Genomic DNA, 21,423 nt, shown 5'->3' on the forward strand with positions numbered 1-21,423 from the left:
TATTAAGAAGAAATTTTATAGCTGATTTATCTTTATCTTCTTATATAAAAGACAAAATAATATTTATCAAAGGATAGTTTCATTGCGTGCTTGGTTGTTGAGTTTTCTTTTGGTTATTGGATTGGTAACCTTAAACCCTTATTCTGTTCTTGCCAAAGAAACAGATGCAGTCATTAATAAGCACGATCAGACAACTATTCTTTCAGAAAGTGATACGTACGATGGTCGTAAAGCGTTAACGCTAGGGCTGCGGATAAAGTTAGAGCCAAAATGGCATACTTATTGGATTAATCCAGGGGATGCAGGCGAGCCAGCTTCGGTTTTTGTAAAAATTAATGATCATCCCACCGCACAAGAAGGTAAAATTGAATGGCCTTCACCAGAGCCTTTGTCTGAAAATGGATTAATGTCTTATATCTATAAAGGGGACGTGGTTTTACCTTTTAAAATTTCTGTGCCTGATGAAGAGATGAATAAGCCTTTGAATTTGAAATTGAAAGTTAGATGGTTGGTTTGTGCTGATGCTTGTATTCCACAAGAAGGCGAGTTTGCTTTAGAGATTCCAAAAGGCGCAGCCTCAGACTCAAAAGAAGCCTCTTTGATTCAGCAATCTTTGTCCAAAAAGCCTAAACAAAGCCCTTGGAATGTCCATATTGCACCGACAGGTGAGTTATGGGTTCAGAATGATGCGATCAGCCCTTTGCATATGATTCATGCGTGGTTTATGCCTGACAAAAATGGTGTGATTGATCAAATTGCACCGCAGACACTAACAGTCAAACCAGGATTATTAATTTTAAATTTAAAACCTATTCATCAGCTTGATTCATTAAAGCCGTTCAGTGGGATTTTAGCGATACAAGACGATCACCAACAAGTGCAGCATTTTTCTGTTAAAGCATCAGTTGCCCCCTTACCAACATCAGGACAGTCACAAACAAGTTTATTGATTTTGATTGGCAGTGCTTTTCTGGGAGGGATTTTATTAAATTTGATGCCTTGTGTTTTTCCAGTCATTACGATGAAACTCTTGTCGCTAAGCCGTATTGGGCAAGAGCATATCAGTGTTCGATATAAAAGCAGTTTTGCATATACAGCGGGGATTTTATGTTGTTTTATAGCAATGGCAGTCGCATTTGTGGCATTACGTTGGATGGGATCGCAACTTGGATGGGGCTTTCAATTCCAATCGGTGGGGTTTGTAGTCTTATTATGTTGGCTCTTATTTGGAATATCTTTGAATTTCCTCGGCGTATTTAATATCCGACTTTCTTTAAATAGTGTTGGTTCAAATAATAAAACTACTGGATACTCCTCTGATTTCTTTACAGGATTATTGGCGGTATTGGTGGCAACGCCTTGCACAGCACCTTTTATGGGAATTGCCATCGCTGGGGCTTTAAACGCACCGTTATGGATCAGTGTTTTAATCTTTATCGGGATGGGATTAGGGCTGGCATTGCCTTATGTATTATTTGCTTGTATTCCGTCTTTTGCACGGTTGTTGCCTCGCCCTGGATTATGGATGGATATTCTTAAACAATTCTTGGCGTTTCCATTGTTGCTTAGTTGTTTATGGTTGGCTTGGGTAGTATATCAACATCAACAACCGATGAGCTTCTTGGTATTATTAACAGGATTTGTTGGATTAGGGTTTATAGCGTGGGGCGTTGGCATTATTCAACAGCTTTATATGCAGGGGACTTATCGTAACTTACGCTTGTTCATTAGTGGCTTGATTTTAATTATTGTTGGTTTATTGGGTGGTGGTTTTTATTTCTTTGTGCATGATGAAGCCACACACTCAGTTGCGGGTATCAAAGAAGATGCTATCCCATTTTCAGAACAAAAACTTGAAGAATTACGTCGAGAACACAAGCCTGTTTTTGTTAATATGACAGCGTCTTGGTGTTTAACCTGTATGGTGAATGATAAGGTTGCTTTATCTTCCGAAAAAGTTCAAAAAGCATTTAAAAATCAGCATATTACTTATATGGTTGGGGATTGGACGCAATATGATAAATCGATTGGTGATTTCTTAAAAGCACATGGGCGAGAAGGGGTGCCGCTGTATATTTATTATCCAATCAAGGGTAAGCCAAAAATATTACCGCAAATTCTGACGCCGAATATTGTGATAGATTATTTGTTTGACCCCAAAAAGTAGAGTTATGTTTAAAAAGTTTTAGATGCCTCTTTATAAATTTTTTTGCAAATAAATTAAAGTTTTTATGTAGCTCTATCGTTTCAGGAGTTATGATCTTTTTCTCAAATAATGTTCTGATTGCTAAGTTGGCTTTTTCTTTTAATATTTTCAGAAAAGCAATTTGCTCAAGATTTATCCTATATTTTTGTTTATTGTTTATGAAGAATCCTATCAAAAATAGATTGTTTTGTGATGTCATCACATAGTGACAGGAACCCTCCATGAAAATGCACCGAACTTTTGATCCATGGAAACAAGCAATCGCTTTTTGAATCCATTCGTTTAAAAGGATGATGATAAAATCGTCCCAATGCTTATCAGGGAAGAAAGCATCCTGATCTAACTGAAAATATATTTCTCCAAACACTGTCGTATTATGATTGGTGTCAATATGATTTCTGATGGTTGGTGGGGACATAATTAAGTCGAACATATTTAAGTGATATCTTTGAAGGAATTATTGTAATCATTTCCGATTCTGCAGTATATTTTCATATATATAACGAAGTAAACTAATAAATAATAATCACATTTACTTTTCGAAATAATGATATTTAATTTATATAAAGGATTGATAAGATGGAAGTCGGGTTGTTTATTCCCTGTTACATGGATGCTTTGGAACCAGAGGTTGGCATATCGACTTTGAAATTACTAGAGCGTTTTGATATCAACGTAACGTATCCATTTGATCAAACTTGCTGCGGGCAGCCGATGACGAATACGGGATGTCATACAGAGGCTGCCGAAACAGAAAAATTATTTGTTAAAAATTTCTCACAATTTGATTATATCGTGATGCCGTCAGGCAGTTGCACAAATCAAGTCCGCCATCATTTTGATGCGATTAAACAAACGGACGAGGTTCAGCATGTTCGTAAAAATACTTATGATTTAGTTGAATTTTTACATGATATTCTGAAAGTCGAAGATTTCCCTTGGGCAAGTTTCTCTCATAAAGTAGCTATTCATTATAATTGTAATGCGTTGCGTGGATTACGTCATGCCAGCATGTCTGAACGCAGGGAACCTTTTTTCTCTAAACCCAAAGATTTATTATCAAAAGTTAAAGGCATTGAATTTGTTGATTTGGAACGTCCTGATGAGTGTTGTGGCTTTGGTGGAACTTTCTCTGTTTTTGAGGAAGGTGTTTCTGCCAAAATGGGACAAGATAAAGTCATGGATCAACATCGTAGTGGTGCAGAATATGTTATTTCTGCGGATAGCTCTTGTTTAATGCATCAAAAAGGCTGTGCGATGCGTATGGGGGTTGATTTAAAATATGCGCATATTGCTCAAATCTTGAACGGAGATTTATCATGAGTGATCTTCAACAAGAGGTTCAACCCAAAGGGGCTAAAATCAAAGGGAATAAACCTGTTAATCAATTAGAAGCTGCTAATCGTTTTATTGCTGCTTCTGCACATCAACAAATGCATGACCAACGCCTATGGGATTTACGAAAAAAGCGTGATGCACAAATGCATTTAATCCCTGAATGGGAAGCGTTGCGAGATCTAGCTTCTGATATTAAATCACATACTTTGGATCATTTAGCGGATTATTTAGAAGAATTCGAGCGTAATGCCAAAGCTAATGGTGTGCATGTCCATTGGGCCAAAGATGCACAAGAAAGTAACGATATTATAACGACCATTCTAAAAGAGCGTAATGCCAAGAGCTTAGTGAAAAGCAAATCCATGCTGGGTGAAGAATGTATGTTGCGCCAGCATTTAGAGGAAGAGGGCATTACCGTTATTGAAACTGATCTCGGGGAACGTATTCAGCAATTGGATAAAGAAGATCCCAGTCATGTTGTTGTCCCTGCGGTGCATAAAAGCAGAACTGATGTCTCCAAAGTATTTGTGAAAACATTAAATGCTGAACAAGGCAATAATGATGTGCATTACTTGGCGGAAACTCAAAGAGAAACCACTCGACCTTATATTTTAAATGCTGATGCAGGCATGACAGGTGGAAATTTTCTTGTGGCAGAGACTGGTGCTGTGGTTGTTTGTACCAATGAAGGCAATGCTGATTTGTCAGCGAATACGCCGTCATTACATATTGTAACGGTGGGGATTGAAAAAATGATCCCTAAAATGGAGCATTTGGCAGTCTTTATTCGTCTTTTATCGCGCAGTGCTTTGGGATCACCAATCACACAATATACTTCTTGTTTTCGTGGCCCTCGTAAGGGTGGCGAAATGCATGTAGTATTGGTCGATAATGGTCGATCTACACGTCTTGCCAGTCAGAAATTTAAAGCTGGATTAAAATGTATTCGTTGTGGCGCATGTATGAATACATGTCCTGTTTTCCGCCGTAGTGGTGGGCTAAGTTACGGTAGTACATATGCAGGACCAATTGGATTAATTCTAAGTCCTACTTATAATGCACATAAATATCGTAATTTGCCTTTTGCATCGACGTTGAATGGCAGTTGTACGAATGTTTGCCCTGTTAAAATTAATTTGCATGAACAAATCTTTGCATGGCGCGAAACATTGGCTGATGAAAAAGAACTCTCTTTGTCCAAACGCATTATTATGACCTCGTTAGGTAAATTATTTGCTCATCCCAAAGCCTATCGAATGGCCGTTCAAACGGGGGATAAAGTATTGTCTTATTTGCCTCATTTTATTGTTTATAATCAACTCAATGCATGGGGAAGGCAGCGGGATATACCACAACCACCCAAAGAAACTTTTCATAGTTGGTATGCGAAAAATTACATGAAGAAAGGAAAGGCTGATGAGTAGTCGTGAATTTATTTTAAACCAAATCCGTCAATCTTGTCAGACAGAGCATTCTGAAGCGCCAACATTACCTTTGTTTCATCAAAATTCAGTAGATATTATTGAGAGATTTAAGCAATCTTTAATTGCTATGGGAGGACAAATCATTGAAGCAGATCCTCAAGACCCTTATAAATTTGTAAAAGAAAGAATAGCAGAAAGCAAAGTTATCTGTTCTGTTGTTCCTGAAATACAAGGCAATAGACATTTAACGGAAACAACTGAGCCTAAAGAGTTGCAAGATATAGATTATGGGATTTTACGTGCTAGTTTTGGGGTGGCTGAAACAGGTTCGATTTGCTTAACCGAACAAGATTTGTTTATTAATACGTTAGGGTATTTGCCTCAACATTTGATTATATTCCTTGATCCAAAACAAATAGTAGAGAATTTGCACGATGCTTATGCACGTCCAGAATGGAAACAAATTCATTATGCAGCATTACATAGTGGGCCCTCAGCGACTGCGGATATCGAAGGCGTATTAATCCGTGGTGCGCAAGGGGTGCGTTCTTTATCTGTGTTGTTGATAGAATAGCTTATTTATTATTTAGCAGAGTTATCTATATTATAATTATAGGTAGAAACAATTGGCCATTTTTTCTGCATATAGTTCAATAAGGGAAGGTTCTTTTGTAAGTTAGAGCTGATTGAAGGTTTCCTCTCGCCTCCAAATTTATCCTTTCCTATAATAATAGTTTGTTCACCTCTCATGGTATATTTTTGACCATTTTGATATGCAAAATATTTTATATCTTCGGGGTCAATACCCCCTCGACAGCTGATGCTGTATGAAAAAAGCAGGTAATGATTATTCGTTTTATTAAGGTCAATATTCTCAAATGATTTTGGGTTTATTGTTATATTTGCATCGACAGGACAATCTTTAACAAAATCATGGATAGTCCACTCTGGTTTATTATTAATAGAACCTTTTCCTGATAAAGATACTTGTTGCAGGTCATCTGAAGCCATTTCTTCGACGATAAGGATAACATCATGCTGTCCCTTTACGTCGTTCCATGTTTTTTTATACGTATTTGCTTGCGCGATAAATGGGTTCAAAACCATGGAAATGATAAATGCAATGGCATTTTTAATGAGGTGCATTTTATTTTTAAACGTCATCGTTTTTTATCGATTTATTACCAACCTTACTTATGAAGTTCAAACGTGCTTCATAAGTAAGAATTGCATAAAAAAACTTAATATCCCTTGGGCGTAGAGCCTTCAGGTAAAGTGCCTAAACTTCCAACGGGAAATTTACTATTGGTTGTTTTACCTGAAGATTGTTGTCCCTCTTGTGTCGTCTTATTAACAGTATCGGGTTTTCCACCTGGAAAAATAGCACTGAGGTCATCGTCGTCTGATGATGGGGATGATTGAGGAGTATTGGTTTTACCACTTGATTGCGTAGTAGGTGTGGTGGTAGGGGGTTGTACTGTTGATCCAGGTTTTCCAAGGTCTTGGGTTTGGATGCTTCCAGCAACAGGGGTACCAGTCGCATCAACAATCCAGTTTCCTAAATGTTTACGAATTTGGAATTCTAATTCGACATTCATGTCTTGCATCAGTTTTTGTGTAGCATCATATAAATTAGCTTTGCTGCTTGCTGCGCCTTTAGAGGAATCAATATTATAGGTATGATTGACACTGGCAGCCACAGAAGCAACTTTTTTATTGCTACTATCAAATATATCTAAAGTCGCATCCATTTGCCCGTAAATGCCATTGTGACCTTGTTCTTGCAACGATGCACGATTGATGATGAAATTTGCATTGCCAGAGGACCCACGAGCTTGGAAACGCGTTTTAGCCATATTTTCCAAAGCAGCTGCTGGTAAAACTGGACTAAGATTCGTTACATCACGCGGATATTTTTGATTTTCAGCGAGATTTTGAACGTTAATTTGACCAACATTGAAAAAAATAGGGGTTAGATAGTCGTAAGTTAATGGTGCAAATGTTTTAGGATCATCGCTAGAACATGCGGTTAATCCAATCAGTGGAGTCATCAGCAATAGTGCAGAAGCACATAATTTTAATTTCAAAGATAATGTGTTTTGTTGTTTTAATGACATTGAATGTTCCTTTGTGTGAAATCAAAAGTAGACATTGATGGATTGGAATGAAACTATAAAGAGAATTACCAGAAGATACACGCTTTATTTGTATGTATTAGATTTCTGTTGGTTTGAAAATAAAATCGTAACGACAAAATTCACAAGTCATTGTGATATTTCCATCTTTATTCATGGTATCAATGTCATCTTTGCTAAATGTTTTTAACAGGTTTTCAAGGCGAGAACGAGAACAACGACAGCCATAAGAAACAGGTTTTGCGGTTCCGATAGAAATAGAGGTGCTGTTAAATAAACGATAAAGCAATTGATTGTTATCGATGGTTTGATCCAACATTTCTTTGGAGGTCATGGTCTCTGCCAAAATAGTCAATGTATTCCATTCTTCTGCTTCATTGGCAATTTCTTCTTCATTTTTAACAATGATAGAAGGATCATTAGCGATCTTTTCTAAAATTAATCCAGAAGCTTCCCAGCCATCTGACGTGTGTTCACAATATAGACGTATCCAGCTGGAGAGTTGTTCGCTGCTTTCAAAATAATGGCTAGCCATCTCAGAGAGACTATTGCCAGTAATTTTAACCATTCCTTGATAGGTGTCTTTATCATTATGTTGGTCAACAGTAAGAGCAAATAGACCTTTTTCAAAAAGTTCTAAAGCGCTTGCCTCTTTTGGTAGTTGAGCGACTTTTTCTTCATCAAAACGTGCATAAAAACGAAGTTCTCCATTATGCGTGCAATCAACAACCAGCAAAGAAACGGCTCCTTCGCCTTTGACTTGTAAAGAGAAAGAACCTTCAAATTTGAGCGCTGCTGCCAATCCAGCAACCAAAGCAAGTGCTTCGCCACCTAATTTAGAAATAGCATAAGGATATTGATGACGTTCTAATAACGTATTCGCCAAAGCACCAAGGCGAATTAAACGACCTCTGGCTGAGGGGAAAAAGAAAGGGGTGATGCCTTCTGGAATTGTTAATTCAGGAACATCAGGGCGGTCGGAAATAGATGTATGTTTAGTCATTATTTTGTTTCTTTTTTTCGTGTTGTAAAAAATTGATATATTGCTTGCAAACATTCTTTGCTAGTTTTTTGTTTTGAAACAAGTCACTATTCTTTAGAAATCTGAAATAGGTTTCAAAACACCATAATTTACGGCGCACTCGTTTGCAGTTTTTTTACGTCGAATGTATCAAGGATTACATCAAGAAGGAATATAGATGACCACATAAATCGTGGCTGTGCAAAAATTTTCATACTCCACAAATCATTATCTAAAAAGCGAAAATAAATCTTGTTCGGATGCTGAATAGCAAAATCAGACACATGATCTGCAGTCTCATCAAAATAATCACATAAATATTGAAGGTTCGAAATGATAACTTCCTCTTTGTCAGGAGAAGTGAAAATTACATAATATGAACACTTAATATAGAAAACAACCGTTAAGAACACAATTAGTCTTATAGCTATTTAAATAAATAATGTGTTTTCCACTGGATTTACCGTCAGATTTATATATTGTTCTTATATCTAATTCATTTTTTTTGAATAGGGATGATAGACATTGGTAACTCTTAAGCTACTTAAAATTTAAAAATGGACCTACAAATATTGTAGATCCATTTTATTGATAAAGATGTAAATTAATTACAAACTCTTATTTACCAGAGCCATATTGACGCCAATCATCATCCATCATAGCCCAAATCAAGATGGCTTTATGTGCATGAAGACGATTTTCGGCTTCATCAAACACAACAGATTGCTTGCTTTCAAAAACTTCTTCAGTAACTTCTTCGCCAATATGCGCAGGCAAACAATGTAAGAAAATCGCATCAGAAGCGGCTAATTTCATTAGATCTGCATTCACTTGGTAAGGTGCTAATGCCTTCAAACGGACTTGTTTTCCATCGTCGCTGTCTGACATACTAACCCAAGTATCGGTTACAATAGCATCAGCGTTTCTGACGGCTTCTTTAGGATCGGTTATGACGTTAATATTGCCACCGTTTGCTTTTGCCCAATCAAGAACTTCTTGAGAAGGGGAAAAAGCATGAGGGGTAGCAAGGTTTAATGTGAACTCAAATTGTGTCGCTGCTTCAATCAGAGAACTTGCAACATTGTTACCATCACCTAGCCATGCCAGTGTTTTTCCTCTGATTGAACCTCTATGTTCCTCGAATGTCATAATATCAGCAATGATTTGTGATGGGTGAGAAGTGGGGGTTAATCCATTGATAACAGGTACAGAACTCAACTCAGCAAGACCCAAAAGGTCATCTGTGCAACCTGTTCTTAAGACCATAGCATCAACAAATCGAGATAAAACACGTGCTGTGTCAGCAATGGTTTCCCCACGACCAATTTGCATTGTATCGGTTGATAAAACAACAGAATCACCACCTAATTGACGAATGCCCACTTCAAAAGAAACACGTGTTCTGGTCGAGGGTTTAGAAAAAATTAGTGCAACATTTTTGCCTTTTAAAGGTGCTGTAGGATGCAAAGGATATTTACGATTTTCTTGCATATCCTTCATTTGTTTTCCCAAAACAACCATGTCTTGTAAATCTTTTTTTGATAAGTCACGAATATCAAGGAAATGTTTGCATTTTTTACCGTGATGGTTGTTTGGATGAGTTTTTGATAAAGAGCTCATTAATTTTGTTCCATAATATTTTGTAATTGCTTTGCGGCTTTTGCCAAACGATTTGCACCCTCGTGACATTCTTCTTCAGTAATAATGAGAGGAGGGATAATTCGAAGCACATTATTTCCCGCGGCAACCGTCAATAAATCTTGGTGTAAAGCAGCATTTTGAATTTCAGCAGGAGGCAGTTTTCCCTTGAGACCCAACATCAATCCCATCCCTTTGACTTCTTCAAAAACCGTTGGGTATTGTGCAATTAATGTTTGCAGCTCATTTCTTAGATAGTCTCCTGTTTGGACAACTTGATCTAGAAAATTAGGTGATAGTAAAATATCTAATACAGCATTCCCAGCGGCACACGCCAGCGGATTCCCACCAAAAGTCGATCCGTGCGTCCCTGGTGTTAAATGTTTGGCAATAGATTCTTTAGCAAGAAACGCGCCCATTGGAACACCACCTGCAATTCCTTTGGCCAAAGACATAATATCAGGTTCTACATCTGTCCATTGATAGGCAAACATTTTACCCGTACGACCCATACCGCATTGAATTTCATCAAAGCCAAGATATAAATTTTTTTCGTCACAGATTTTTCTTAGTTCACGCAAAAATACTTCTGGAACAACATTAATACCGCTTTCCCCTTGGATTGGCTCAATCAGGAAACCAGCAGTATGTTCATCGACAGCCTTGTGTAAAGCCTCCAAATCTCCAACAGGAATATGCTTAATCCCAGGAAGTCTTGGTTCGAATCCTTCCAAGTATTTCGGATTGCCTGTTGCAGTTAATGTTGCCAACGTTCTGCCGTGGAAGGCATTTTTAAAGCAAATAATATCTGTACGTTCAGGATGACCATTTTGAAATTGTGCTCTACGGATTCCTTTAATTATTCCTTCGTTGGCTTCAGCACCGGAATTGCAGAAAAAAACACTATCAGCAAAACTGATTTCAACTAGTCTTTGTGCTAGTTTTTCTGCTTGTGGAATGCGATATAAATTGGAAACATGCAATACCAGTTTAGCTTGTTCAGCGATCGTATTGGTCAAATGAGGATGGTTATGTCCAATAGAGGAGGTCGCGATGCCTGCACCAAAATCTAAAAATCGTCGTTTATCTTCCGTAAAAAGCCAAGCACCTTGACCTTGCATAAACGCAAGATTTGCACGATTATAGGTAGGCATAAGAACGGATATCATGGTTACTCTTCTTCATGAATTGGTTTAAAGAAAAGAATCATAATCTGTGATTGTATTTGTAAAGTCAATTTTTCTTTTTATTTTGCACGGCTAAATATATACAATAATATTATCATTTTTGATTATGCAATAGAGTATTCATCCTGTGAAATATCCAGATCTTCAAGAATATGCAATGGCTTATCTAGCACGATATAGTAATACTGAAAAAGGGTTAATTCGTGTGTTGAAAGCTAAACTACGCCGTTGGGCGGCAAAAGCTGAACAGGGTGGTATCGATCAATCAGAGATTGATGAGGGATTACGTCAAGGATTACAACAAATTCCTCAGATCATTGCAAAGGTTAAGAAAATAGGGATTATTGATGACCATACTTTTACTGAATATAAAATAAATTCATTGATACGCTCTGGACGCTCACAAAAAGTAATACAAAACAAATTATTACAAAAAGGTGTTGCTTTTGATGTGATTCAGTCGGTATTAGATCAGTATCAAGACATAGATACAGAATTACTAGCGGCGTTGGTCTACGCCAGGAAAAGACGTTTGGGTCCTTTTCGTCGTGTTGATCGCGAGGTTGGTGATGAACTAAAACAAAAAGAACAATCTTCTTTTGCCAGAGGAGGGTTCTCCTTCGTGATGGTAGATAAAGTATTGTCGATGGAACAGGCAGAAGCAGAAGAAACGATACAAAGATTACGGTCTTTATAAATTGGGTTGTTATATATGACGATTTTTAGATCATTAATTATATTGACATTTCTGTTACCTCTGCTTGCAGCATGCGGGGGTGGTCGCAGTTATAACGGACCATTACAATGTGCACCTTATGCCAGAAAATTAACGGGTGTTCAGCTCAGAGGCTCTGCCTATACGTGGTGGTATAAATCTCAAGGAAAATATTTACATACAAAGCAACCTAAAAAAGGGGCTATTTTAGTCTTTCGTAAAACATCAAAACTGCCCGATGGGCATGTTTCTGTTGTAAAAAAAATTAAAGATTCGCGCACAATTATAGTCGATCATGCCAATTGGGATGCACAAAGGATTAACCATAATGCATCTGTGGTGGATGTTTCCTCTCGGAATGATTGGTCTTTGGTTCGGGTTTGGTGGCCACCAATAAATAAATTGGGAACGCGTAAATATCCAACGTATGGATTTATTTTGCCAGGAAAGACTTGATCTGTAAGAAATATGAATCTGAATTCTGCTTCCAAATACAATCAATTGTCATATTTGGAATGTTTAGATCTGACAAATTGTTGAAAGTTGAAAATATCACCTGATTTGATTACTACCCCCAAGAAAAGCAAGTACTAACATGTCAAACCAGAATAGTAACAATAGACTAAATATGGATTTATAAATTTTGCATCCTATATAAAATTATAGTATTACCCAAGAAATCAGATTATAGTATATTTCTTATGGTTTTATTATTGATCTGGTTATGATGTTAAAGCAATAGATGCATCATTTTGAACCCAAACATAAATATGAGGATACTATGGGTAGCTTAAGTATTTGGCATTGGCTGATTGTATTAATTGTTATTTTATTATTATTTGGATCAACAAAAGTATCTTCCTTAATGGGCGATTTTGCCAAGGGGATTAAATCCTTTAAGAAAAATATGGCCGATGACGAACCATCACCAAATTCTTCAACGACCCAACCCAATAAAACATTATCAGCATCAGATCATAAGGATGACTCTGTGCCTTTTAATGAACCTCCGAAAACGACTGTCTCTTCTGATTCTGACAAGAAGTAAATTAATCAAAGGAATATATAGTCGTTTATGACTGTAATTTTTAAAAATAGCCAATCCATTTCCCAAGATGCCAAGGGAAGTGTGGCTGCATTAGGAAATTTCGACGGTGTACATCGTGGACATGGTTATTTGATACAAAGCCTGCGCGAACAATATCAAAACCGTCCTTTATCTGTTGTAACGTTTGAACCTCATCCTCGACAGCTTTTTTTTAAAGAAGCTGCGCCATTTCGTTTGACCAATGCGGACGAACGAAACGTAGTTTTAGAAAAGATGGGGGTTGATTTTATTTTTCAAATTGACTTCACACAAGAATTCGCATCTTTGAGTGCTCATGATTTTGTACATAATATTTTACATAATCATTTAGGCGTTACTCATATCGCTTGTGGCAATTGCTTTGCTTTTGGTAAAGGGCGCAGTGGGAGTATTGAATATTTAGCCTCTGAAACACAATCCTTGGGAATAGGCTTGACGGTTTTGGAGCCTTTACAAGATGGCGATGAAGTGATTTCTTCCAGTCGTATCCGTCATTTATTAAGAGATGGTCATCCTCGGAAAGCTGCTGAATTATTAGGTAGAGTTTGGAGTGTTCGAGCCATTGTCCAACACGGGGATAAACGTGGCAGAACAATTGGTTTTCCAACCGCAAATTTACTCTTGGGCGAACATGTTGAGCCAATGTGCGGTGTTTATGCTGTTAAGATTGCGCTGCCGAATGGTGAAATGCGTGATGGTGTTGCAAATGTGGGCTATCGCCCCACTTTTGGTCAACAAAATGAATGCCGTTTAGAAGTGCATTTATTTGATTTCAATCAAGATATTTATGGTCAAGAGCTACAAGTGTGGTTGCATCATTTCATTCGCTCAGAAAAACGCTTTTCTGGACTGGATGAATTAAAAGGTCAAATTGCCAAAGATGCACTGGACGCTAAAGATTTTTTTAGTAATCTTGAAATAATTAGATAATTTGTAATTATGAATTGAAAATAATCTGAAAAATAGGTTATTGATTGATGTTCGTGACTATTGATTTTTATCGTTATTTAAGGATTAATAGTCGTTTTGTTTATTATTGTCACAGTTAGAATAATGTTATGACTGAATCCAAATCGACTGATCTGTATCGTGATACAGTATTTTTACCTTCTACTTCCTTTCCTATGCGTGGTGGCTTACCTAAAAAAGAACCAGAAATTCTGGCTCATTGGAAGAAGATAGGGTTGGATGAAGCCATACAGAAAAAATCTGACGAGCGTCTGGCTGCAGGTCATAAAGTCTTTACCCTGCATGATGGTCCTCCTTATGCCAATGGTCATTTACATATTGGTCATGCATTAAATAAAATCATTAAAGACGTTATTAATCGCTCTCATCGCATGAATGGTGAGGTCGTGCGCTATATTCCTGGTTGGGATTGTCATGGCTTGCCGATTGAGTGGCGGATCGAAGAACAATATCGTAAAGCAGGTAAGAATAAAGATGATGTTCCTGTTTTGCAATTTCGTGCAGAATGTCGTAACTATGCCAAAGAATGGTTGACCACTCAATCTTCAGAGTTTCAACGTTTAGGGGTTCAGGCTGAATGGGATAATCGTTATGCAACGATGGATTTCTCTTCTGAAGCAACGATCGTTGAGGAAATTGGTCGTTTCTTATTGAACGGTAGCCTCTATCGTGGTTTGCGTCCTGTAATGTGGAGCCCAGTTGAAAAAACAGCTTTGGCAGAAGCAGAAATTGAATATCACGATCATACTTCTGTAACGATTTTTGTTGCGTTTCCAATTGTGAAAGATTCGACTTCAAATCACGCATTAGACGGCGTTTCAGCGGTTATTTGGACAACAACACCTTGGACAATCCCTGCAAACAGAGCAATTGCTTATAATAACGACATTAATTATCAAGTCATTATTGCTCAAGCTGTCAGTGATGAATCCTATGTCATGGTTGGCTCTAAATTTCTGGTTGCGCAAGATCTGGCTGATTCTTTTTGTCAACAAGTCGGGATTACCGATCATCAAGCTTTACATACATTCTCTGGTCAAGCGCTAAAAGGCACCGTTGCGGCACATCCTTTCCGTGGGAAAGGGTTTGATTATGATGTACCATTACTTGCAGGCGAATTTGTAACAACAGAGGCTGGAACGGGATTGGTTCATTGTGCGCCTGCTCATGGTGAAGACGATTTTTATCTTTGTCGTGACCACCAAATCGGCGTTGATGAATTGGTTCAAGATGACGGTGTATATGCACCTAATGTTCCATTATTTGCTGGTATCCACGTATTTAAAGCAGCAGAACCCGTTTGTGACCAGTTAATTGAATCGTCTCAAAAAGCACAAACCGAAGGAAAAGCTTTCACAGGATTAGTCGCCAGATCATCGATTGTTCACTCTTACCCACATTCTTGGCGTTCAAGAGCACCAGTTATTTATCGTGCGACACCGCAATGGTTTATTGCGATGGATGATGACAGAAAAATTCGTGAAAACGCATTATCTGTATTGGAAGTTGTAACTTTTGTCCCTGCACAAATTCGTAATCGCCTGACCAGCATGGTGGCATCCCGTCCAGATTGGTGTATTAGTCGCCAGCGTGCTTGGGGCGTTCCGATTGCGGTGTTTGTCAACAAAGAAACCCGTGAAGTATTACGTGATGAAAACGTTATGCAACGCATTGTCGAAGCATTCAAAGTTGAGGGGGCAGATGCTTGGTACACATCACCAGCTTCTCGCTTCCTTGGTGATAGCTATAATGCTGATGACTTTGAACAAGTATTTGATATTGTTGATGTTTGGTTCGAAAGTGGTTCAACCCATGCGTTTGTCCTAGGTCAAGATAAACTCAATTTTCCAGCAGATTTATATCTTGAAGGCTCAGATCAACATCGTGGTTGGTTCCAGTCTTCTTTGTTAGAATGCGTTGGCACCAGAGGCATTGCCCCATATAAAGCAATTGTTACGAACGGCTTTGTTATGGATGAGCAAGGGCGCAAAATGTCTAAATCTTTGGGCAATGTGGTCGCGCCACAAGATGTAAATGATTCATTGGGAGCAGATATTCTTCGGCTTTGGGTGATGAACTCAGATACGAATGATGATTTGCGTATTGGTAAAGAAATCCTGAAACAACAAGGGGATTTATATCGCCGTTTACGCAATACCTTGCGTTGGTTGTTGGGGGGCTTGGATGATTTCTCTGAGGCTGAAAAAGTGCCATATGCAGAATTACCAGAGCTTGAAAAATGGGTTTTACATCGCTTGACCGAAATGAATAAAATCATTCAACAAGCAGTAACCTCTCATGAATGGGTTGGGGTTTATCCAACGTTACACCATTTCTGTACGGTCGATTTGTCTGCATTCTATTTTGATATTCGTAAAGATGCGCTCTATTGCGATGATACAAATAATGTCCGTCGTAGAGCTGCTAGAACTGTTTTGGACATTTTGCATCGTTGTTTATGTGCTTGGTTGGCACCTGTATTATGCTTTACTGCAGAAGAAGCCTGGACAGCTCGTTTTGGTGAAGATCAAAGCATTCACCTAGAAGATTTCCCAACCTTGCCAGCTGAATGGAATAACGAAGCCTTAGCAGAAAGATGGTTACAAGTTAGAGCTATTCGCCGTATTATTACTACTGAAATTGAAAATGCAAGAAGAGAAGGGATGATTAAATCTTCTTTACAAGCAGCTGTTGAATTGGCTTTTTCTGAAAAAGAAGTGGCTCTTTTTGGACAATATGATTGGGCAGAATTAGTGATTGTTTCTCAGGTCGATATTCAGATCGTGCCTGGTTCAGCATCTCTTTATACGGAGGATGAAGAACAACAAGGTGAGCCGCATGCACCGCCAGTGGTCACGGTTGCTTCTGGTGAAAAATGTGCGCGTTGTTGGAAAGTTTTGGATGAAGTGGGTGAAAATACTGAACATCCAGAATTATGTCTGCGTTGCGTAGATGTAGTCAGCCAATAAAGATAGAGATTGTAGAAAGTAATGAATATAGTCTCGGCACATTCGGCGAAAACCAAGCATTGGCTTTTGGGTATAGTGATGTTGGTGTTGGTTCTCGTTTGCGATCAGTTAAGCAAATATTGGATTTTAAATATTTTTGACTTGCCTGAAAAAAGGTCTGTCGAGATACTTCCTTTTCTGAATTTTACAATGGTATGGAATAAAGCGATCACATTTGGCATGTTGGGTGATGCATTAGGTCAATACGCCCCAATAATTTTTGCTGTTGTTGCTTTTTCTATTGCAGTTGGTCTGTTTGTATGGATGATAAGAGCATCTAAACGATGTGTTGTTTTAAGTTTAGGTGCAATTATTGGTGGTGCTGTCGGAAATATTATCGATCGTGTACGTTTTGGGGCGGTTGTGGATTTTATACATCTTCATGTTAGCGGCTGGTCGTGGTATGTATTTAATATTGCCGATAGTGCAATTGTTTGTGGTGTAGGGGTATTGCTAATTGATGCTTTTTTCCGTAAGGATTCAAAACATTAGTTCGTATTGTCGTCTATTGAATGTTTGTTGATTTTTATTGTAAGTTAGGGGTGAGGCAAATTATGGTGCATAAGTTAAGCCTGAATTCTTTGATGCCAGTTGGCTGTCTTATGACGGTGTTTCTTCTTTCTGCATGTTCGGGAGAGGATGTTTCCCGCGCTTTTGGAATAAAACGTTCTATGCCTGATGAATATACGGTGACAACACGTTCACCATTATCTATGCCTCCATCGGAAAGTTTGTTGTTACCTGACAGCAATGGGGGACGTCCCGCAGGACAATCTATTCGTCAACAAACTTTAGAAATTTTATCCCCTGATGTGGCATTGGAAAGAGATAAAGACGTTCCAAGTCCAGGACAATCAGAGTTGGTAACACAAGCCAATCAATCTGCTGATGTTAGCCGTCAACATGAATTGGTAACGGATCAAGGTTTTGTTGATCAAATTATGTTTTGGAAAAGTGGCAAACCATCTGATCTAGCTGTTGATGGTGCTGCTGAAAATAAACGTTTACATAATAATCTAAGCCTAGGGGTCAGCCCAGATCAAGGGGCAACGCCTACAACAGATAAAAAATAACTTTTTCTTTGAGGTGATCGATATTGGTTGAAGATAGTGATAGAGAAAATATTTCTTTTCAAAATCATAATAAAATTCGCCAATTATCTGAACATACAATAAATCTAATTGCTGCGGGTGAAGTCATCGAACGCCCAGCAGCAGTTGTTAAAGAACTTGTTGAAAATGCACTTGATTCTGGTGCCGATCGTATTGTTATACACCTTGTTAATGGGGGTATAGATCGTATTCAAGTGATTGATAATGGATGTGGAATGTCATCCGATGATTTATCACTTGCGATAGAACGACATTGCACATCTAAATTAAAAGAAGAAGATCTAGTCCATATTCAAACACTAGGATTTCGTGGTGAGGCATTGCCTTCGATCGGTGCTGCGGCACGTTTAAAGATTATTTCCCGTATAGAAAATGCATCCCAAGCATGGCAGATCAGTGTTGAGGGTGGAAAAACCAGGGGTATCTCACCAGCTGCTGGGCAAAAGGGAACCCAAGTTGTTGTTGAGGATATATTCTTTGCAACACCAGTGCGGCGCAAATTTTTAAAAACGCCTCGTGTAGAATTTTCTCGTTGTGAAGCGATGATACAGCGCCTTGCTGTAGCACGTCCAGAAGTTTCATTCTGTTTGATTCGAGACGACAGAACAATTTTTGATCTGCCGATTCAAACTCAACAAGAACGAATTCTCGCAATTTTAAACGATATTCGTAAAGAAGAACTAATTGCGATTGATTTTAAGCGTGAGGAATTACGTCTAACGGGGTTTATTGGTGCTTCTTCTGTAAATCGATCTACGACTAATGGTCAGATTATGGTGGTCAACGACCGCCCTGTGATTGATCCAGTAATGCAAACAGCTATTCGCGTTGGGTATAGAGATGTTTTAGAAAAAGGACGTCATCCCGTTGTTGCTTTGTTTTTAGCGGTGCCGTTAGATCAGTTAGACGTTAATGTTCATCCTGCTAAAACGGAATTAAGATTTTCTGATGAAGCCAATGTGCGTGCATTATTAATTGGCAGTATTCAAAAAAGCCTGTCGATTGGTGCAGGAAATATAGGTATTCATCCTGAGTCGTTACATGTCGTCCCCAGGCAATATCAATCAAAACCGACAAATATACAATACCCATCTTCTATACCGCGATCCTTACCTACTCAATCGGATTCTCCTCTTGTGGAGCAAGCGCCTAAACAACAACTGGATGTTTTGTTTAATAGAGGAGCTTTGTCGGCCAGAGATGTTGGAAATAGTTTAGTAACCTTTTCCAATCCTGTTTTTGGAAAGGAATTTGATAACACATCATTTCCTTTAGGAACAGCTGTTGCACAGATATTTAAAACTTACATTTTGGCGGTCACAGGTCAAGATGAATTGGTGATTGTTGATCAACATGCTGCACATGAACGATTAACGCATGAATTATTAAAAAAACAATATTTAGAACAAGGAATTCGTTCTCAGCCTTTATTATTACCTGAAGTAATTGAGTTATCAGATTCTCACATACAATGTTTGTTGGATTTTAAAGATAGTTTAGAAGGGTTAGGGATCGAGCTCGAATCTTTTGGTGGTAAATCTATATTGGTTAGGTCATTACCCCAACTACTGGGTGCAATTTCTGCAAAGCCTTTGTTGATTGATTTGGCAGAAGAATTAGAAGCTGACGATCAAGCAAACCCCGAAGAGACGGAAACTCTCCACCATCGCCTAGATGCCATTCTGGCAAGGATGGCTTGTCATCACAGTGTCCGTGCGGGACGTTCGTTAAAAATAGATGAAATGAATGCGTTGTTACGACAAATGGAGGAAACCCCTAGGGCAGGAACCTGTTCTCATGGTCGTCCTACTTGGTTAAAATGGTCGAAAAAAGACATAGAAAAGCTCTTTCATCGTTCATAATTCAGTCTGTTGATCAGGTTGAATTCCAAAAAAATAAAATCATTTCTGGGCAATTCTGTTATAAAGATGTATAAACTTTTTATTATCGTATTTGAATCAATAAATTAATGAGAATACAGTGCACACAGTATTACTTACGCTCGTAACGTATTTGCCCTTACTTGGGGCTTTAATTATCTTCCTGATGCGTGGATCTTCTGAAGAGGTTGCACGTACCGCAAGATGGATCGCTTTATGGACCAGTGTTGTTGTCTTTGGTTTATCTATTGTAATGTGGAGCAAATTTGATCCAACATTGCCTGGATATCAATTTGATTACCAAAGTACATGGTTAGAAGGCTATGGCGTATCTTATCATGTTGGGGTTGATGGAATCAGTCTATTCTTTATTATTCTGTCTACCTTGCTGACATTGGTTGCTATTTTAGCCGCTTGGCAAATGATTATTGATCGTATTCGTGATTATATGGTCGCTATATTATTGCTTGAAACGACATTAGTTGGTTTGTTCTCTTCACTAGACATGGTGGTTTTTTACTGTTTCTACGAAGCAACTCTGATCCCAAGCAGCATGCTCATTGGGATTTGGGGCGGACCAAAGCGTATTTTCGCATCATTAACATTCTTTTTATTCACATTTACTGGATCATTATTCATGATGATCGGTATTTTGTGGATATGGGTTCATACAGGCACCACCGATATTCCAGTGCTAATGCATCAATCGTTTTCTGGCACTGTTCAAGGCTGGTTATTGTTGGGCTTTGTCTTGGCGTTTGGTGTTAAATTGCCGCTATTCCCATTACATTCTTGGTTGCCAAACGCATATTCTGAAGCTCCTGCACCCACAACATTATTAGTCTCAGGCGTGATGTCAAAGGCGGGTGCTTATGGTCTATTACGGTTTTGTATTTTGATGTTACCAGAAGCTTCGCATCGTTATTCCATGTTAATTATGATCTTGGGTGTGTGTGCTGTGATTTATGGTGCTGTGATTGCACTGGCACAGACGGATATTAAGCGTATGGTAGCTTATTCGTCTTTTTCACACATGGGATTGATTGCAATTGGTTTATTTTCGTTCACTGCTGAAGGTATTAACGGTGCTTTGATGCAAGTTATTTCTCATGGTGTAACGATTTCAGCATTATTCTTATGTATTGCAGCCGTGACCTATCGTGCAGAAACACGTTCTATTACCGAATTTGGTGGGGTGGCTAGTCAAATGCCTAAACTTGCCTTACTAGGGATGATCTTTATCATGGCAAATGTTGGTTTACCTGGTACGGGTGCATTTGTTGGTGAATTACTTGTTATGGTAGGGGCTTTACAAGTTTCTTTCTGGATTGCTTTGTTGGGTGGATCCACCATGATTTTAGGGGCAATCTATACCTTAGTTTTATATCGAAAAGTTATCTTTGGTGCCGTAGTAAAGCCAGCTGTTAGCCACATGCGTGATTTGAGTGTCAGAGAATTAACTATTCTTGTACCACTAGCATTGATTACTTTGTGGATGGGGATTTATCCAAATAGTTTCCTATCCGTTTTTGATCCAGCAGTTGTTTCCTTTACCAGTTCAGGTAGAGTTGCCGAGTTAACATCTCAAGTTCATACTGTTGCAGTGAATAGTATTGATACTCATTCAGCTGTTGTTCGCTAAAATGTGAAGGAATTTATTCCTTTAAATGATGAAAAACCCATTGCAGCCCTTGGCTTTGCAG

At 38.4% G+C, this 21,423-nt stretch carries 19 protein-coding genes; 13 read left to right on the forward strand and 6 right to left on the reverse strand.

The genetic code is table 11. The features are described 5' to 3' along the window. Positions 1-82: 82 nt before the first annotated feature. Positions 83-2,167 carry a protein-disulfide reductase DsbD family protein gene (locus PQG54_RS01665; RefSeq protein WP_271789203.1) on the forward strand — a complete coding sequence of 695 codons (2,085 nt, stop codon included), beginning with the start codon at positions 83-85 and terminating at the stop codon, positions 2,165-2,167. Here the strand turns inward: PQG54_RS01665 and PQG54_RS01670 are convergent. Continuing rightward, the gene (locus tag PQG54_RS01670) at positions 2,088-2,639 is read right to left on the reverse strand and encodes a hypothetical protein (RefSeq protein WP_271789202.1); all 552 of its coding nucleotides are present in this window, start codon (positions 2,637-2,639) and stop codon (positions 2,088-2,090) included. The two genes, PQG54_RS01665 and PQG54_RS01670, sit on opposite strands and share 80 nt — an antisense overlap. A gap of 146 nt (positions 2,640-2,785) precedes the next feature. On the opposite strand from PQG54_RS01670, the gene PQG54_RS01675 reads away from it, so the two are divergent. Genes PQG54_RS01675 through PQG54_RS01685 form a run of 3 tightly spaced genes read left to right on the forward strand, consistent with a single transcriptional unit; the run spans position 2,786 to position 5,542 of the window. Beyond that, complete coding sequence (locus tag PQG54_RS01675) at positions 2,786-3,529, forward strand: (Fe-S)-binding protein (protein WP_271789201.1); 744 nt, start codon at positions 2,786-2,788, stop codon at positions 3,527-3,529. Then, on the forward strand, positions 3,526-4,968 hold the full coding sequence (locus PQG54_RS01680) for a lactate utilization protein B (protein WP_271789200.1): 1,443 nt from the start codon (positions 3,526-3,528) through the stop codon (positions 4,966-4,968). Before PQG54_RS01675 ends, PQG54_RS01680 begins: the two co-directional genes overlap by 4 nt. Further along, positions 4,961-5,542: a LutC/YkgG family protein gene (locus PQG54_RS01685; RefSeq protein WP_271789199.1), complete on the forward strand. Its 582-nt coding sequence runs from the start codon at positions 4,961-4,963 to the stop codon at positions 5,540-5,542. Before PQG54_RS01680 ends, PQG54_RS01685 begins: the two co-directional genes overlap by 8 nt. A gap of 8 nt (positions 5,543-5,550) precedes the next feature. Here PQG54_RS01685 and PQG54_RS01690 read toward each other — a convergent pair whose 3' ends face one another. From PQG54_RS01690 to PQG54_RS01710, 5 genes are all read right to left on the reverse strand, one after another. Further along, entirely contained in the window at positions 5,551-6,132 is a 582-nt protein-coding gene (locus tag PQG54_RS01690; RefSeq protein WP_271789198.1) for a M949_RS01915 family surface polysaccharide biosynthesis protein, read from the reverse strand. A gap of 77 nt (positions 6,133-6,209) precedes the next feature. Continuing rightward, positions 6,210-7,085: a hypothetical protein gene (locus tag PQG54_RS01695; RefSeq protein ID WP_271789197.1), complete on the reverse strand. Its 876-nt coding sequence runs from the start codon at positions 7,083-7,085 to the stop codon at positions 6,210-6,212. 97 nt (positions 7,086-7,182) lie between these two features. Further along, positions 7,183-8,106, reverse strand: a complete 924-nt coding sequence (gene hslO, locus PQG54_RS01700) for an Hsp33 family molecular chaperone HslO (protein ID WP_271789196.1) — start codon at positions 8,104-8,106, stop codon at positions 7,183-7,185. A 636-nt stretch (positions 8,107-8,742) separates the two neighbouring features. Further along, a complete protein-coding gene (gene argF, locus PQG54_RS01705; RefSeq protein ID WP_271789195.1) occupies positions 8,743-9,744 on the reverse strand; it encodes an ornithine carbamoyltransferase in 1,002 nt (333 codons plus the stop codon). After that, entirely contained in the window at positions 9,744-10,931 is a 1,188-nt protein-coding gene (locus PQG54_RS01710) for an aspartate aminotransferase family protein (RefSeq protein WP_271789194.1), read from the reverse strand. Before PQG54_RS01710 ends, argF begins: the two co-directional genes overlap by 1 nt. A gap of 145 nt (positions 10,932-11,076) precedes the next feature. On the opposite strand from PQG54_RS01710, the gene PQG54_RS01715 reads away from it, so the two are divergent. The 9 genes from PQG54_RS01715 (at position 11,077) to PQG54_RS01755 (ending at position 21,362) form a co-directional block, all read left to right on the forward strand. Further along, complete coding sequence (locus PQG54_RS01715; protein WP_271789193.1) at positions 11,077-11,646, forward strand: regulatory protein RecX; 570 nt, start codon at positions 11,077-11,079, stop codon at positions 11,644-11,646. 15 nt (positions 11,647-11,661) lie between these two features. Next, entirely contained in the window at positions 11,662-12,120 is a 459-nt protein-coding gene (locus PQG54_RS01720) for a CHAP domain-containing protein (RefSeq protein ID WP_271789192.1), read from the forward strand. A 325-nt stretch (positions 12,121-12,445) separates the two neighbouring features. Continuing rightward, a complete protein-coding gene (locus PQG54_RS01725; RefSeq protein ID WP_271789191.1) occupies positions 12,446-12,712 on the forward strand; it encodes a twin-arginine translocase TatA/TatE family subunit in 267 nt (88 codons plus the stop codon). 27 nt (positions 12,713-12,739) lie between these two features. After that, positions 12,740-13,681 carry a bifunctional riboflavin kinase/FAD synthetase gene (locus PQG54_RS01730; RefSeq protein ID WP_271789190.1) on the forward strand — a complete coding sequence of 314 codons (942 nt, stop codon included), beginning with the start codon at positions 12,740-12,742 and terminating at the stop codon, positions 13,679-13,681. Positions 13,682-13,809: 128 nt separating this feature from the next. Next, the gene (gene ileS, locus PQG54_RS01735) at positions 13,810-16,689 is read left to right on the forward strand and encodes an isoleucine--tRNA ligase (RefSeq protein WP_271789189.1); all 2,880 of its coding nucleotides are present in this window, start codon (positions 13,810-13,812) and stop codon (positions 16,687-16,689) included. 21 nt (positions 16,690-16,710) lie between these two features. Next, positions 16,711-17,220: a signal peptidase II gene (gene lspA, locus PQG54_RS01740; protein WP_271789188.1), complete on the forward strand. Its 510-nt coding sequence runs from the start codon at positions 16,711-16,713 to the stop codon at positions 17,218-17,220. 62 nt (positions 17,221-17,282) lie between these two features. Further along, on the forward strand, positions 17,283-17,801 hold the full coding sequence (locus tag PQG54_RS01745; RefSeq protein WP_271789187.1) for a DUF3035 domain-containing protein: 519 nt from the start codon (positions 17,283-17,285) through the stop codon (positions 17,799-17,801). 23 nt (positions 17,802-17,824) lie between these two features. Further along, on the forward strand, positions 17,825-19,702 hold the full coding sequence (gene mutL / locus PQG54_RS01750) for a DNA mismatch repair endonuclease MutL (RefSeq protein WP_271789186.1): 1,878 nt from the start codon (positions 17,825-17,827) through the stop codon (positions 19,700-19,702). A gap of 118 nt (positions 19,703-19,820) precedes the next feature. Continuing rightward, positions 19,821-21,362 carry a complex I subunit 4 family protein gene (locus tag PQG54_RS01755; protein ID WP_271789185.1) on the forward strand — a complete coding sequence of 514 codons (1,542 nt, stop codon included), beginning with the start codon at positions 19,821-19,823 and terminating at the stop codon, positions 21,360-21,362. The last annotated feature ends 61 nt before the right edge of the window (positions 21,363-21,423 follow it).

The sequence above is a fragment of the Commensalibacter communis genome, from assembly GCF_947179015.1.
Lineage (GTDB): Bacteria > Pseudomonadota > Alphaproteobacteria > Acetobacterales > Acetobacteraceae > Commensalibacter > Commensalibacter communis.

Coding starts and splice junctions, on each gene's coding strand:
- PQG54_RS01670 (WP_271789202.1), bottom strand. CDS start 2,639: ATGTTCGACTTAATTATGTCCCCACCAACCATCAGAAATCATATTGAC.
- PQG54_RS01675 (WP_271789201.1), top strand. CDS start 2,786: ATGGAAGTCGGGTTGTTTATTCCCTGTTACATGGATGCTTTGGAACCA.
- PQG54_RS01680 (WP_271789200.1), top strand. CDS start 3,526: ATGAGTGATCTTCAACAAGAGGTTCAACCCAAAGGGGCTAAAATCAAA.
- PQG54_RS01685 (WP_271789199.1), top strand. CDS start 4,961: ATGAGTAGTCGTGAATTTATTTTAAACCAAATCCGTCAATCTTGTCAG.
- PQG54_RS01690 (WP_271789198.1), bottom strand. CDS start 6,132: ATGACGTTTAAAAATAAAATGCACCTCATTAAAAATGCCATTGCATTT.
- PQG54_RS01695 (WP_271789197.1), bottom strand. CDS start 7,085: ATGTCATTAAAACAACAAAACACATTATCTTTGAAATTAAAATTATGT.
- hslO (WP_271789196.1), bottom strand. CDS start 8,106: ATGACTAAACATACATCTATTTCCGACCGCCCTGATGTTCCTGAATTA.
- argF (WP_271789195.1), bottom strand. CDS start 9,744: ATGAGCTCTTTATCAAAAACTCATCCAAACAACCATCACGGTAAAAAA.
- PQG54_RS01710 (WP_271789194.1), bottom strand. CDS start 10,931: ATGATATCCGTTCTTATGCCTACCTATAATCGTGCAAATCTTGCGTTT.
- PQG54_RS01720 (WP_271789192.1), top strand. CDS start 11,662: ATGACGATTTTTAGATCATTAATTATATTGACATTTCTGTTACCTCTG.
- PQG54_RS01725 (WP_271789191.1), top strand. CDS start 12,446: ATGGGTAGCTTAAGTATTTGGCATTGGCTGATTGTATTAATTGTTATT.
- PQG54_RS01730 (WP_271789190.1), top strand. CDS start 12,740: ATGACTGTAATTTTTAAAAATAGCCAATCCATTTCCCAAGATGCCAAG.
- ileS (WP_271789189.1), top strand. CDS start 13,810: ATGACTGAATCCAAATCGACTGATCTGTATCGTGATACAGTATTTTTA.
- lspA (WP_271789188.1), top strand. CDS start 16,711: ATGAATATAGTCTCGGCACATTCGGCGAAAACCAAGCATTGGCTTTTG.
- PQG54_RS01745 (WP_271789187.1), top strand. CDS start 17,283: ATGGTGCATAAGTTAAGCCTGAATTCTTTGATGCCAGTTGGCTGTCTT.